At 72.4% G+C, this 13,478-nt stretch carries 11 protein-coding genes; 4 read left to right on the forward strand and 7 right to left on the reverse strand.

Annotated elements, in window-relative coordinates; genetic code table 11:
* Nucleotides 1-4 precede the first annotated feature (4 nt).
* The 4 genes from murU (at nt 5) to trxA (ending at nt 7,705) form a co-directional block, all read left to right on the forward strand.
* On the forward strand, nt 5-712 hold the full coding sequence (gene murU / locus VGD32_RS02075; protein WP_331030256.1) for an N-acetylmuramate alpha-1-phosphate uridylyltransferase MurU: 708 nt from the start codon (nt 5-7) through the stop codon (nt 710-712).
* On the forward strand, nt 709-3,786 hold the full coding sequence (gene addB / locus VGD32_RS02080; RefSeq protein ID WP_331030246.1) for a double-strand break repair protein AddB: 3,078 nt from the start codon (nt 709-711) through the stop codon (nt 3,784-3,786). Before murU ends, addB begins: the two co-directional genes overlap by 4 nt.
* Entirely contained in the window at nt 3,783-7,247 is a 3,465-nt protein-coding gene (gene addA / locus VGD32_RS02085) for a double-strand break repair helicase AddA (protein ID WP_331030247.1), read from the forward strand. The genes addB and addA overlap by 4 nt, the downstream gene beginning before the upstream one ends.
* A 116-nt stretch (nt 7,248-7,363) precedes the next feature.
* On the forward strand, nt 7,364-7,705 hold the full coding sequence (trxA, locus tag VGD32_RS02090) for a thioredoxin (protein ID WP_331030248.1): 342 nt from the start codon (nt 7,364-7,366) through the stop codon (nt 7,703-7,705).
* A 1-nt stretch (nt 7,706) separates the two neighbouring features.
* Here the strand turns inward: trxA and VGD32_RS02095 are convergent, their stop codons facing one another.
* The 7 genes from VGD32_RS02095 to VGD32_RS02125 all read right to left on the reverse strand — a co-directional run.
* Nucleotides 7,707-8,993 (reverse strand): folylpolyglutamate synthase/dihydrofolate synthase family protein, encoded by a 1,287-nt coding sequence (locus VGD32_RS02095; protein ID WP_331030249.1) that lies wholly within the window; start codon nt 8,991-8,993, stop codon nt 7,707-7,709.
* A 5-nt stretch (nt 8,994-8,998) separates the two neighbouring features.
* On the reverse strand, nt 8,999-9,892 hold the full coding sequence (locus tag VGD32_RS02100; RefSeq protein WP_331030250.1) for an acetyl-CoA carboxylase carboxyltransferase subunit beta: 894 nt from the start codon (nt 9,890-9,892) through the stop codon (nt 8,999-9,001).
* Between the two features lie 10 nt (nt 9,893-9,902).
* Nucleotides 9,903-10,733: a tryptophan synthase subunit alpha gene (gene trpA / locus VGD32_RS02105; RefSeq protein WP_331030251.1), complete on the reverse strand. Its 831-nt coding sequence runs from the start codon at nt 10,731-10,733 to the stop codon at nt 9,903-9,905.
* Nucleotides 10,730-11,155 carry a hypothetical protein gene (locus tag VGD32_RS02110; protein WP_331030252.1) on the reverse strand — a complete coding sequence of 142 codons (426 nt, stop codon included), beginning with the start codon at nt 11,153-11,155 and terminating at the stop codon, nt 10,730-10,732. Before VGD32_RS02110 ends, trpA begins: the two co-directional genes overlap by 4 nt.
* Nucleotides 11,156-11,159: 4 nt before the next feature.
* A complete protein-coding gene (gene trpB, locus VGD32_RS02115) occupies nt 11,160-12,344 on the reverse strand; it encodes a tryptophan synthase subunit beta (RefSeq protein WP_414644319.1) in 1,185 nt (394 codons plus the stop codon).
* A gap of 64 nt (nt 12,345-12,408) precedes the next feature.
* Entirely contained in the window at nt 12,409-13,047 is a 639-nt protein-coding gene (locus VGD32_RS02120; RefSeq protein ID WP_331030254.1) for a phosphoribosylanthranilate isomerase, read from the reverse strand.
* On the reverse strand, nt 13,044-13,478 hold a 435-nt coding region (locus VGD32_RS02125), incomplete at its 5' end, for a pseudouridine synthase (protein ID WP_331030255.1). The genes VGD32_RS02120 and VGD32_RS02125, both read right to left, overlap by 4 nt.

A 13,478-nucleotide genomic window follows, 5' to 3' on the forward strand; every position in this document is an offset into this window, starting at 1 on the left:
CGCCATGGTTCTCGCCGCCGGACTCGGCACCCGGATGCGGCCGTTGACCGACGACCGGCCGAAGGCCCTGGTCGAGATCGCGGGCCGGGCCCTGATCGATCACGTGCTCGACCGGCTGGCGGACGCCGGGGTGAAGCGGGCCGTGGTCAACGTCCACTGGTTCGCCGACCGGCTGGAGCGGCATCTCGCCGCGCGCGGACGGGGGCCGGACATCGTCATCTCCGACGAGCGGGCGGAATTGCTCGAAACGGGCGGCGGTCTGAAGAAGGCGGCCCCGCTGCTGGGCCGGGACCCCGTGTTCGTGGCCAATATCGACAGCGTCTGGACGGACAATGGCCGGGAGGGGAATTCCGCGCTGAATCAACTCGCTCGCCTGTGGAATCCGTCAATCATGGACGCCGCCCTGCTGCTGGCCCGGCGCGAGGGGTCGATCGGTTTCGAGGGCGACGGGGACGTCTTCCTGGCGGAGGACGGCCGCCTGACCTTCCGCGGCGACGCGGCCGAGGCGCCCTACGCCTATATGGGGGTCCACATCTGCCGTCCGGACTATGTCGCGGGGGGACCCGGGGGGCCGTTCTCGCTGAGCACCCTGTGGCGCCGGTCCGCCGCCGCCGGCCGGCTGTACGGCTGCGTGCTCGACGGCGACTGGATGCATGTCGGCGATCCCGGCGCCCGCGACGAGGCCGAGGCGCGGCTGGCGGGCGGCGGGTGAGCGCCCGGTTCGATCCCTTTGCGGCGCCCGGCCCGCGCTGGTTCGCCATCGAGGCCCGGCGCCCGTTTCTCGAGGACCTCGCGGCCGGGGTGCTGGACTGGCTCGGCGAGCATCCGCCGGAAGCCCTGTCCGACGCGATCATCCTGCTGCCAAACCGCCGCGCCGCCCGCGCCTTCACCGCCGCCCTGACGCGGCTGGCCGGAGACCGGCCGGTGCTGCTGCCGCAGGTCCGTCCGCTGGGCGATCTGGAGGAGGACGAGCCGCCGTTCGCGCCGGGCGAACTGGGCCTCGATCTGCCGCCGGCCATCGCGCCCCTGACCCGGCGTTTCGAGATGGCGCGGATGATCGTCGAGGAGTTCCGTCCCGGCCTCGCGCCGCTGCGGGCGCTGGAGATGGCCGACGCCCTCGGCGGCTTTCTCGATTCCTGCCAGCTGGAGGAGATCGGCGAGCTGGAGCGGGTGGCGACGCTGGTCGAGGGCGATCTGGCCGAGCACTGGCAGGAGTCGGCGAAATTCCTCGGTCTGGCCGTCGAGGCCTGGCCCAGGCGGCTGGAGGCGATGGGGCTGGTCGATCCGGCGTGGCGGCGGGCCCGTCTGCTGCGGCTGCTCGCCGAGGCCTGGGCCAGGCGGCCGCCGGGGCAGCCGGTCATCGCCGCCGGCTCGACCGGAACCGCCCCCGCCGCCGCCGACGTGCTGGCCGCCGTCGCCAAGGCGCCGAACGGCTGCGTCGTCCTGCCGGGTCTCGATCGAGACCTTGATCCCGAGGTCTGGTCCCAGCTCCGCGACAATGAACAGCACCCGCAGAACGCCCTGTGGCGACTGCTCCACCGGCATGGTGTCGAGCGCGAGGCGGTCCGGCCGTGGTTCATGCCAGGCGAAGATCCGGCCCGCGCGGCGCGGGGCCGCGCCCGCCAGCGGCTGCTCAACGAGGCCCTGCGCCCGGCGGAGGCCACGGACGACTGGCGCGATGTGATCCGGACCCTGCGCGCGGACGCTTTCCGGGAACGCTCCTCCGATCCGATCGCCGAGGGTCTGGATGGACTGTCGGTGGTCACCGTCCGCGCCGAGGAGGACGCGGCGGCGACCCTCGCCCTGATGATGCGGGAAACGCTGGAGACGCCGGGACGCACCTGCGCCCTCGTCACCCCCGACCTCGCGCTCGGTCGCCGCGTCGCCGCCCGGCTGGAGCGCTGGGGCGTGGTCCCCGACAACTCCTCGGGCCAGCCGTTGTCGCGGATGCCGGCCGGGCGGCTGGTCGATCTGGCCGCCCGCTTCATCGCTCATCCGCTCGATCCGCACGCGCTGCTGGGATTGCTGAAACACCCGCTGGTCCGGCTCGATCTCGGGGAGGTGGAGCCGGGGGCAGCCATCCGGGCGCTGGAGGAATACGCCCTGCGCGGTCCGCGGCTGCGCGACTGGGCCCGCGCCCGCCGCGCCCTGCTCAAGGCGGCCGAGCCGCGTGACGACGGCAGGGCCCGGTCGGATCATACGGTCGCGCGCGTGGCCGCCGCCCGGCGCCTGCTCGACCGGCTGGAGAGCCTCTCGGACACCGTCCGCGCGCCATTCTCCGAGGACGCGCCGCTGGACGCCGCCGCCGGGGCCCTGACAGCGCTGGTCGAGGCCCTGGCCGGTCAGGAAGCGTGGACCGGTCCGGACGGCGAAGCCGCCGCCGCGCTGCTGGCCGGGCTGATCGAGGGCGGCGGCTCGCTGGGGGACCTCTCCCGCGCCGACTTCGCCGAACTGGTGCGCACCCTCCTGACCGAGGAGACGGTGCGCACGGGCGGGGCCAACCAGCCGAGACTGCGCATTCTCGGAGCCATCGAGGCCCGGCTGGTCCGGGCCGACCGGATGATCCTGGCCGGGCTGGAGGAGACCGTCTGGCCCAACGCCGCCCCGACCGACCCCTTCCTGTCGCGGCCGATGCGCAAGGCGCTGGGCCTGCCGCCGCCCGAGCGCCGCCTCGGCCAGACCGCCCAGGACTTCGTCCAGGCCGCCTGCGCCGACGAGGCCATCCTGGTCCATTCGGAACGGCGCGGCGGCCAGCCGGCGGTCAAGTCGCGCTGGCTGTGGCGGCTTGAGATGCTGACCCGCGGCGCGAACGCCGACGACACGCGGGTCGAGCTGGAGCGGCCGTCGATCCATCTCGATCAGGCCCGGGCGCTGGACGCCCCCGCCCGAGCCACGCCCGACTACGCGCCCCGGCCGGCGCCGAGGCCGCCCGTCGAGCGCCGCCCCCGCGAACTGCCGGTGACCGGCGTAGAGCGCTGGGTGCGCGACCCCTACGCCATCTATGCGCGCTATGTCCTGAACCTGAGACAGATGGACCGGCCCGGCCAGTCGGCCGAGGCGATGGCGCGCGGCAACGCCGTGCACAAGGCGGTGGAGCGGCTGACCCTGTCGTGGCCGGAGGTCTTGCCGGACGATTGCGCCGACCAGCTGGAGACGCTGCTGCTGGAGGAGCTGGGCCATCACGGCTTCGAGGACGCGGCCATGGCGCGCGAGGCGCCGCTGGCGCGCAACTGCGCCCGCTGGCTGTCCGGCTGGGAGGCGGAGCGGCGCGCCCGCGGGATCGAGATCCGGGTCGAGGAAAAGGTGGAGATGCTGGTCCCCGGACCGGCCGGACCCTTCAGGCTGACCGCCAAGGCCGACCGCATCGAACTGTCCGCGACGGGGGCCGCGGTGCTGGACTTCAAGACGGGTCAGATTCCCTCGCCGAAGCAGGTGAAATTGGGCTTCTCGCCGCAGCTGACCCTGACCGGCGCCATCCTCGCCCACGAAGGCCTCGCAGACACCGGGCCGATCCGGCCCGAGGAACTGACCTATGTCCGCGTCGTCGGCCGCAAGGTTCCGGGCCAGGCCGCGGTCCGCGCCAGCGGGGACGAGGCGGTCGCCCTGTCCGGGGCGGCGCTCGAGGGACTGAAGACCCGCATCACCCGTTTCGACCATCCCGACACGCCCTATCTGTCGTGGGTGGCGCCGCAGTTCATGGGGTCGTTCGGCGGCAACTACGACCACCTGGCCCGGGTCTGGGAGTGGCATGTGGTCGGCGGCGAAGACGGCGGAGACGCCGAATGAGCGCCCGCATCCTGCCCGATCCCCACCAGATCGCCGCCGCCGATCCGCGGCGGTCGGTGTTCGTCACCGCCAACGCCGGTTCGGGCAAGACCTCGACCCTCGTCGACCGCGTGGCCCGGCTGCTGCTGGAAGAGGTGCAGCCGGGCGAGATCCTGTGCGTGACCTACACCAAGGCGGCGGCCGCGGAGATGCAGGCGCGGCTGTTCGACCGGCTGGGCGCCTGGGCCGTGATGGACGACGCGGCGCTGGCGCAATCGCTGGCCGACCTCGACGAGGGCGACCCCGCCGGCCTTTCCGGGGCGGACCTGTCGAGGGCGCGTCGGCTGTTCGCCAAGGCGCTGGAGACCCCCGGCGGGCTGAAGATCCAGACCATCCACGCCTTCTGCGAAAAGCTGCTGCGCCGCTTCCCGATCGAGGCCGACGTCACGCCCGGCTTCACCGTGCTTGAGAACGAGGCGGCCCTGGCCCTGTCGCACGCGGCGCGGGAAGACCTGGCCCGCATGGCCCTGGCCGACCCCGAGGGGCCGCTCGGCCGCGCCTACAGCCATTTCGCCGTCGAGCTGGACTGGGGGGCGTTCCAGTCGCTGCTGGCCATGATCGAGGCCGACCGCGCCAAGCTGACCGACTACACCCAGCGCGTGAACGAGGGCCGCGCCCCGGCTCCGCACGTTCTCGCGGAAAGCCATCCGGAAGAGACGCCGGAAGCGATCGAAGCGGATTTCCTGCGCTGGCTGGACCGGAACGAGTGGCTCGCCATCGCCGGCCAGATGGCGACGGGCTCGGCCAATGACCAGAAATGCGCCGAGCGGATGCGGGCGGCGGCGTGGAGCTTCGCCGGGCTCGGCGAGGTCTTCCTGACCCAGGGCGAGCCGCGCAAGGCGATGGCCACGGCCAAGGCCCCGCCGGCGGCAGCGGCCTGGCTGACAAACCTGCAGCTGAAATACCTGTCGGCGCAGGAGACGATGCGTCGGGCCCGCGTCGCCGAGGACACCCGCCATGTGCTGCTGCTGGCCGAAGTCCACGCCCGCCTTTACGACCAGGCCAAGGCTGCGAAGGGCGCGCTCGATTTCGGCGACCTCGTCGCCCGCACCGTCGACCTGCTGACGGAGAAGGCCTCGGCCGCCTGGGTGCTGTACAAGCTGGACGGCGGCATCGAGCATGTGCTGGTCGACGAGGCCCAGGACACCGCCCCCCAGCAATGGGACATCTTGCGGGCGCTGACGGAGAGCTTCTTCGCCGGCGAGGGCGGGCAGCGTTTCACCCCCCTCCCCGCGTCCGGCGAGCGGCTGGCCCGAACCATGTTCGCGGTCGGGGACGAGAAGCAGTCGATCTACTCCTTCCAGGGCGCCCGGCCGGAACGTCTGCGGCAGGAGGCCCAGCGCTACGACTCGCTGGTCACCGGCTCCGGGGCGTCCTTCGAAGGCGTCGAACTGGCGACCTCCTTCCGCTCGACTCCCGAGGTGCTGCGGTTTGTGGACGCTGTGTTCGAGGGTCCGGAGCGGACCGCCGCGCTTGTCGGCGAGGAGATCGGGGCCATTCCGCCGCATGTGGCCAAACGGCAAGGGCAGCACGGCTGCGTCGACCTGTGGCCGCTGTTCGAGGGCGTCGCGCCGCCGGAGCCGGAGGTCTGGGACCCGGTCGACCAGGAGCCGGGGACGAGCGGGCGCAAGCGGCTGGCCGCGAATCTGGCCGCCGAAATCCGCCGGCAGGTCGAGGCCGGCGAGACGGTGCATGACCGCAAGTCCGGAAAGCTCCGCCCCTGCGGCTGGGGCGACTTCCTCATTCTGGTGCGCCGCCGCGACGCCACCTTCGAGGAGATCATCCGCGCCCTGAAGACCGCCGGCGTGCCGGTCGCCGGGGCCGACCGGCTGAAGCTGTCGTCGCACATCGTCTTCGACGACCTGATCGGCCTCGCCCGCTTCGCCCTGTTCCCGGACGACGATCTCAGCCTCGCGGGCGTGCTGCGCAGTCCGTTCTGCGACGTCGACGAAGACAGTCTGTTCGCCCTCGCCGGCGGCAAGGACCGCCGCAAGCTGTGGCGGGAGTTGCGCGATCGCGCGGGCGAGCGGCCGGAGTGGTCCCACGCCCGGGACCTACTCGCCTTCGCCCTCGACAGCCGCGGCCGCGATCCCTTCGCCTTCTTCTCCGGCCTGCTCAACCGGGTCGACGCCACCGGCCTTTCGGGGCGAGCCCGCGTCCTGCGGCGGTTGGGGCGCGAGGCCGAGGAAGCCATCGACGAGACGCTGAATCAGGTGCTGTCGGCGGAGGATCGGGGCGCGGTCGATCTCGAGACCTGCGTGGCCCTGCTCGAGGCGGCGGACGTCGAGGTGAAGCGCGAGCTGGAGGGGCCGCGCGGCGAGGTGCGGGTCATGACCGTGCACGGCGCCAAGGGGCTCGAGGCGCCGATCGTGGTCCTGCCCGACACCACCTCGCGGGCGAAGGCGCAGGGGCCGTCGCTGATGCCGGTCGAACTGGGGGACGGCTCCGAGGCCTGGCTGATGTGCCCGGGCTCGTCGAAGGAGGACTGCCCGGCGTCGAAGGCGGCGCGCGAGGCCCGGCAGGCGCGCACCGACGCCGAGACCCTGCGCCTGCTTTATGTGGCCCTGACCCGCGCGCGGGACCGGCTGATCCTGATGGGCCGGGCCTGCGGAAACTCGAAGCAGGGCTATGACGGGGGCAGCTGGTGGGCCGTCCTGGGCGAGACCTTCGGCCGCCTCGGCGACCAGTCGCGCGAGCTTGAGGGCGGCGTCCTTCGGTTCGGGACCGATCCCGCACGGCTGCCGCCTGTGGACGCCGGGGCTTCGACGGCGGCGACCGCGCCGGGGTGGGCGGTTTCGCCCCCGGCGCCGGACAGGGCGGCCCGCTACGCCGCGCCGTCGCAGATGGAAGGATCGGTCCGCATTCCCGCGCCGTCGCCCTTGGCCACGGCCGGCGGGCCGGGCGCTCCGCTGGGCCGGTTCCGGCGCGGCGACCTGATCCACCGTCTGCTGGAGCGCCTGCCCGACATCGCGCCCGCCGACCGCGCGACCGCCGCCGCACGCATGCTGTCCCGCGAACGGGACCTGACGGACGAACACCGCACCGAGATGATCGCCGCCGCCTTCCAGGTGCTGGACGACGCCCGGTTCGGACCGGTGTTCGGGCCGGGCTCGCGGGCCGAGGTCGCGCTTTCCGGCACGGCGCCGGAGCTGCCGCCGGGCGTCGCCGTCTCGGGCCGGATCGACAGGCTGGTGATCACGCCGGAGCGAGTGCTGGTGGTCGACTACAAGACCAACCGCCCGGCGCCGGAGCGCATCGAGGACGCCGACCCGGCCTATGTGCTGCAGCTGGCGGTCTATGCGGCCGTGCTCAGGCGGCTGTATCCGGACCGCCCGGTCGAGGCGGCGCTGGTCTGGACCGACGGGCCGAGGCTTATGCCGGTCCCTCGCGCGATGATGGACGCCGCCCTCGCCGCTCATTGAGACCACGCGTTGATTTGATCGGCGACGCGCCCCACATCGGCTTCCGACAGCCCGGAATCATCGCATGATGCCCGGCAAAATTCGAACCGCGCGCCCCTGGGCGCCAAGGAGAGCCCATGGCCACCGTCAAGGTCACCGACGACAGCTTCGACGCCGACGTCCTGAAATCGTCCACCCCCGTGCTGGTCGACTTCTGGGCCGAGTGGTGCGGCCCCTGCAAGCAGATCGGCCCCGCCCTGGAGCAGATCGCCGACGAACTGTCCGGTAAGGTCGTCATCGCCAAGGTGAACATCGACGACAGCCCGATGGTCCCGTCGCGCCTTGGCGTGAAGGGCATCCCGACCCTGATGCTGTTCAAGGACGGCCAGATGGCTTCGATGAAGGTCGGCGCCATGCCCAAGGGCAAGATCGTCGAATGGCTGGCGGAAGCCGGAATCAGCGCCTCGGCGGCGGCGTGATCTAGTCCGGCCAGGTCTCGCGGCTCGCGCCCAGCACCTCGCCCGCGAGGTAGAGCGAGCCGCAGATCACCACCCGGCCGGCCCCCAGGCGGAGCGCGCGCTCCAGCGCGTCCGTCGCCGAGGGGCAGGCGGTCGCTCCCAGTCCGTGGCCGCGCGCCACCGCCGCCAGCGCCTCCGGCTCGGCCGCGGCGCCGTCGAACGGGACCGTGAACGCGGCGGCCCCCGTCTCCTTCAGCGCCTCGAAGAAGCCCCCGGCGTCCTTGTTGGCCAGCATGCCGACGATCAGGGCGAGGGGACGCGGGACGCGCGCCTGCCGCTGCATCAGCGCCTCCGCGAGGGCTCGGCCCGCGTGCGGATTGTGTCCGCCGTCCAACCACAGCTCGGCCTCGGCCGCCCGGGCCGCCTCGCCGTAGGGCCCCGCCGTCAGCCGCTGCATCCGCGCAGGCCAGCGGGCCGTGCGCAGGCCGTTGGCGATGGCGTCTTCGGGCAGGTCCAGTTCGAGCGCCACGGCGACGGCCAGTCCGGCGTTGGCGATCTGATGCGGTCCTGACAAGGCCGGCGCCGGCAAATCGAGAAACCGGTTCTGGTCCTGAAAGGCCAGGCCGCCCCGCTCGGCCCAGGCGTCGAAGTCGACGCCCATGACGGTCAGCGGCGCCCGGACCGCCTCCGCCGCGATCTCGATGGCGGCCATCGCCGCCTCCGCCTGCCGCGCGATCAGGCCGCGCGCCCCGGCCTTGAGAATCCCCGCCTTCTCGACCGCGACCCCGCGCAGACTCGTGCCGAGAAACTCGGCGTGGTCGAGGTCGACCGGCGTGATGACGCTGAGCAGAGGCCGCTCGATGACGTTGGTGGCGTCCAGCACTCCGCCCAGACCGACCTCGACGATGGCGAGATCCGCCGGGGTCTCGCTCATGGCGAGGAAGGCGGCGGCGGTGGTGCTCTCGAACACCGTCGCCTCGCTGCCGCCGGCGTCGATGGCGGCCTCGACCCGGTCGAGGATGGCGTTCAGGGCCTCGTCCTCGATCAGACGCCCGGCTATGCGGATGCGCTCGTGGAAGCGCACGAGGTGCGGCGACGTGTAGGCGTGGACGCGCAGGCCGGCCGCCTCGGCGATGGCCCGGATGAAGGCGACCGTCGAGCCCTTGCCGTTGGTGCCGGCGACGTGGATGACCGGCGGCAGGCGGTGCTGCGGATCGCCGAGGGCGGCGCACAGCGTCCGCATCCGCTCCAGCGACAGGTCGATCCGCTGCGGGTGGCGGGCCCTGAGTCTTTCAGAGATCGGATCCACGGGCGTCAGGCCGCCCGGCGCTTCCCGCCCATCAGCATCGACAGGATCCGCCCCAGGACAACCGGCAGCTCGGCCCGGGTCACGACCCGGTCGACCATGCCCTTCTCCTGCAGATATTCCGCGCGCTGGAAGCCAGGCGGCAGCTTCTCGCGGATGGTGGCCTCGATGACGCGCGGGCCGGCGAAGCCGATCAGGGCGCCCGGCTCGGCCAGATGGACGTCGCCGAGCATGGCGTAGCTGGCGGTGACGCCGCCGGTGGTCGGGTCGGTCAGCACCACCACGAACGGCAGCTGGGCCGCCTTCAGTTCCTGAATGGCCAGGGTGGTGCGCGCCATCTGCATCAGGCTGAGGGCGCCCTCCTGCATCCGCGCCCCGCCGGCGGCGGTGAAGCAGACCAGCGGCACGCCGCGTTCGATCGCCGTCCGGGCGGCGGCGATGAAGGCCTCGCCCGCGGCCATGCCGAGCGACCCGCCCATGAAGGTGAAGTCCTGGACGATGACCACCGCCGGCGTGCCGTCCAGCTCGCCGAAGCCGATGGCCATCGTATCCTTGCGCCCGCTCGCCTTGCGCGCCGCGGCCAGCCGCTCCCTGTAAGGCTTGCCGTCGGAGAATTTCAGCGGGTCCTCGGGGACCTCCGGCGTATCGATGGGCTCGTACTGGCCGTCGTCGAAGCTGAACCGCAGGCGTGTCGGCGCGTCGATGCGCATGTGCCGGCCCGAGGGCGTGACCCACAGCGACCCTTCGAGGTCCGAGCGGTACAGCATCTCGCCCGTGTCGGGGTCCTTGACCCACAGATTGTCGGGCGTGTCGCGCCGGCTGACGATCTTGCGCACGCCGGGGGCGAAGCGCGACAGCCAGCCGCCGCGCTTTTCCTGCTGGGGTTTGTTCTTGTCGACCATGAGCGGCGCTTTAGACGGTTTCCGGCGTCCTTGCACCCCGGACCGCGTCCGCGAGCGCCCTGACCCTGGCCAGAACGCGCGCCGGCGCCGCTTCGTTCGCCTCGAGCGCCGCCGCCACCTCGTCGACCAGCACGGAGCCGGCCACCACGGCGTCGGCCACGCGGGCGATCTCGGCCGCCCGTTCCGGCGTCTTCACCCCGAATCCGACCGCCACCGGCAGGCCCGACGCCTTGCGCACCCGCTCGACGGCCGGGGCGACGGAGACGGCCTGCGCCTCCTTGACCCCGGTCACCCCGGCGACCGAGACGTAGTAGACGAAGCCCGAGGTGCGTTCGGCGATGAGCTTCAACCGGGCGTCGTCGGAGGTCGGGGTGGCCAGCCGGATCAGCGACACCTGGGCCGCGTCCAGGGCGTCGGACAGCGGGCCGGCCTCTTCCGGAGGACAGTCGACCACAATGACTCCATCGACGCCCGCCGCCGAAGCGTCAGCCGCGAAGGCGCTGTAGCCGTAGGTTTCGATGGGATTGAGATAGCCCATCAGGATGACCGGGGTGTCCGCGTCGCCCTCGCGGAAGGCGCGCGCCAGATCGAGCGTGCCCCTCAGCGTCAGCCCGGCCTTGAGCCCGCGCAGGGCGGCGCGCTGGATGGGCGGCCCCTCGGCCATGGGGTCGGAAAAGGGGAAGCCGAGCTCGATGACGTCGGCCCCGGCCGCCGGCAGGCCGCGCAGGATCTCCAGCGCCTCCTCCCGGGTCGGGTCGCCGGCCATGACATAGGCCCCGAAACCGGCCCGGCCTTCGGCCTTGAGCGCGGCGAAGCGGGCGTCGATACGCGCGGTGGTCATTGCTGCGGCGCGGCCGCCGCGCCGGGCTGGCCCGCGGCGCACACGTCGCCGGGGATCACGCCGAAGCCGAGATAGCCGGTCGCATCCGGGCCGGCGGGTTTCGAGGTGTCATAGAAGGCCTGCATCTGCAGTCCGTCGCAGCCTCCGCCCTCGCGGCGCCGCACGAAGACCACGCGATTGTCGTCGCCGCCCGCAGCGATCCAGCCGCGGCCCTCGAGATCGGCGACATAGGCGTCGGCCAGCGCGCCGATACCGGCGAGCGGGGCGCTGACGCAGACGGCCTTGCCGGCCAGGCCGTACAGATTGCCGCAATCCGGCGCCGGCGTGGCGCCGGCGAGGATCGGGGTGTCCGGCAGCGCGGTCTGGGCCGAAGCCGCGCTCGCGGTCAGGGCCGCCGCCGCGACCAGAAGGGTGAATTTCATGGTCCTAGAGCTCCACGCCGAGATGTTTCGCCACGGCGAAAATGTCCTTGTCGCCCCGCCCGCACATATTGAGCACGACATCGCCGCCCTTGCCCACTTCCTTCGCGATCTCGCCGACGCGGGCGAGGGCGTGGGAAGGTTCGAGGGCCGGAATGATCCCCTCGAGCCGCGAGCACAGCTGAAAGGCCTCGAGCGCCTCGGCGTCCGTCGCGGCGCGGTATTCGGCCCGGCCGATGTCCTTCAGCCAGGCGTGCTCCGGACCGATGCCCGGATAGTCGAGTCCGGCCGAGATCGAGTGGCCCTCGAGGATCTGGCCGTCGTCGTCCTGCAGCAGATAGGTACGGTTGCCGTGCAGCACGCCGGGGCGGCCGCCCTGCAGCGAAGCGGCGTGATCGGGGCCGTCCAGTCCCCGCCCGGCCGCCTCGACGCCGATCAGGCGCACGCCGGCGTCCTCGATGAAGGGATGAAACAGGCCGATGGCGTTGGAGCCGCCGCCGATCGCCGCCACGCAGGCGTCCGGAAGCTTCTCCTTGCGGGCCAGCATCGAGGCCCGGGTCTCGCGCCCGATCACCGACTGGAAGTCGCGAACCATGGCCGGATAGGGGTGCGGCCCGGCGGCCGTGCCGATCAGGTAGTAGGTATCCTCGACATTGGTCACCCAGTCGCGCATCGCCTCGTTCATGGCGTCCTTGAGCGTCGCCCGGCCCGAGGTCACCGGCACCACCTCGGCCCCCAGCAGCTTCATGCGGAAGACGTTGGGCGACTGCCGCTCGACGTCGGTGGCGCCCATGTAGACGACGCACTTCAGGCCGAAGCGGGCGCAGACGGTCGCGGTGGCGACGCCGTGCTGGCCGGCCCCGGTCTCGGCGATGATGCGGGTCTTGCCCATGCGCATGGCCAGCAGGATCTGGCCCATGCAGTTGTTGATCTTGTGCGCCCCGGTGTGGTTCAGCTCGTCGCGCTTGAACCAGATGTCGGCCGCCCCGTAATGGGCCGTCAGCCGCTCGGCCAGATACAGCGGGCTGGGCCGGCCGACGTAGTCGGTCAGGAAGCCGTCCAGCTCCGCCTGAAAGGCCGGATCGGCCTTGGCCGCCTCATAGGCCGCGTCCAGCTCGTGGATCAGCGGCATCAGCGTCTCGGCCACGAACCGCCCGCCATAGGGGCCGAAACGGCCCTCGGCGTCGGGCATGGCGTAGCGGTTGGGCAGGATGGCGTTCACGGGCAGAAGCTTTCGCGCGGGGGAGCGGCGGAAATCAGGCTGGGCGCGCCGCCTCGAGAAACGCCGCGATCAGGGCAGGGTCCTTAACACCCGGCGCGGTTTCCACGCCAGAGGACACATCGACCGCAGGCGCGCCCGAGATGCGGACGGCGTCGGCGACATTGTCCGGGTTCAGGCCCCCGGCCACGAACCACGGCCGCCGGAAGGCCCGGCCCGCGAGCAGGGTCCAGTCGAAGCGGGCGCCGACGCCGCCCGGCAGGTCCGAGCCCTCCGGCGGCTTCGCGTCGAACATCAGATGGTCGGCGAACGGCTCCCACGCCTCGGCCTCGACGAAGTCCTCGTGCCGGCGGACCGGCAGGGCCTTGATGATGCCCGCCCGGGTCAGCCGCCGCACCTGCTCCGCCCGGGCCGGGGTCTCCGAACCATGCAGCTGGATCAGGTCGGGCCTCAGGATCAGGGCGATTTCGGTCAGCAAGGCGTCGTCGGCGTCGACGGTGACGGCGACGATCCTGGCCCTGCCCCGCGCCCGTTCGAACAGGGTGGCGGCGTGGAGCGGGTCGAGGTGGCGCGGGCTCTTCGGAAAGACCACGGCGCCGACGAAGTCAGCCCCGCCGGCGAGGGCGGCGTCGAGCGTGTCCGGCGTGGTGAGGCCGCAGATCTTGACGAGGGTCATGCCGCGAAGATGGCGTCGATCTGCGCCGAGTCCAGCAGTCGCCACTCGCCGGGAGGCAGATCGTCGGGGAGGGCGAGGCCGCCGATGCGCTCGCGGTGCAGGGTCTCGACGTGGTTGCCGACGGCCGCGAACATGCGGCGGACCATGTGGTAGCGGCCCTCGGTGACGGTGAGGCGGGCCTCGGTCGGCGACAGCACCTCCAGTTCGGCGGGGGCGAGGGGTTTGTCCTCGCCTTCCAGCACCAGCCCGCCGGCGGCGAACAGCGCCTGTTCGGTCCCGGCCAGGGGTCGGGCCAGGGTGGCGCGGTAGACCTTGGCGACGTGGCGTTTGGGGCTGATGACCCGGTGCAGCAGGTCGCCGTCGTCGGTGAGCAGCAGCAGGCCGGTGGTCTGCTTGTCGAGGCGGCCGATGGTGGAGATGGCCGGGTCGCG

Origin of the sequence: Brevundimonas sp., from assembly GCF_036402095.1 — a bacterium.
GTDB lineage: Bacteria > Pseudomonadota > Alphaproteobacteria > Caulobacterales > Caulobacteraceae > Brevundimonas.

Bases quoted from the DNA above. Each gene is read 5' to 3' on its own strand.
- murU (WP_331030256.1), top strand. From the start codon at position 5: ATGGTTCTCGCCGCCGGACTCGGCACCCGGATGCGGCCGTTGACCGAC.
- addA (WP_331030247.1), top strand. From the start codon at position 3,783: ATGAGCGCCCGCATCCTGCCCGATCCCCACCAGATCGCCGCCGCCGAT.
- trxA (WP_331030248.1), top strand. From the start codon at position 7,364: ATGGCCACCGTCAAGGTCACCGACGACAGCTTCGACGCCGACGTCCTG.
- VGD32_RS02100 (WP_331030250.1), bottom strand. From the start codon at position 9,892: ATGGTCGACAAGAACAAACCCCAGCAGGAAAAGCGCGGCGGCTGGCTG.
- trpA (WP_331030251.1), bottom strand. From the start codon at position 10,733: ATGACCACCGCGCGTATCGACGCCCGCTTCGCCGCGCTCAAGGCCGAA.
- VGD32_RS02110 (WP_331030252.1), bottom strand. From the start codon at position 11,155: ATGAAATTCACCCTTCTGGTCGCGGCGGCGGCCCTGACCGCGAGCGCG.
- trpB (WP_414644319.1), bottom strand. From the start codon at position 12,344: ATGCCCGACGCCGAGGGCCGTTTCGGCCCCTATGGCGGGCGGTTCGTG.
- VGD32_RS02120 (WP_331030254.1), bottom strand. From the start codon at position 13,047: ATGACCCTCGTCAAGATCTGCGGCCTCACCACGCCGGACACGCTCGAC.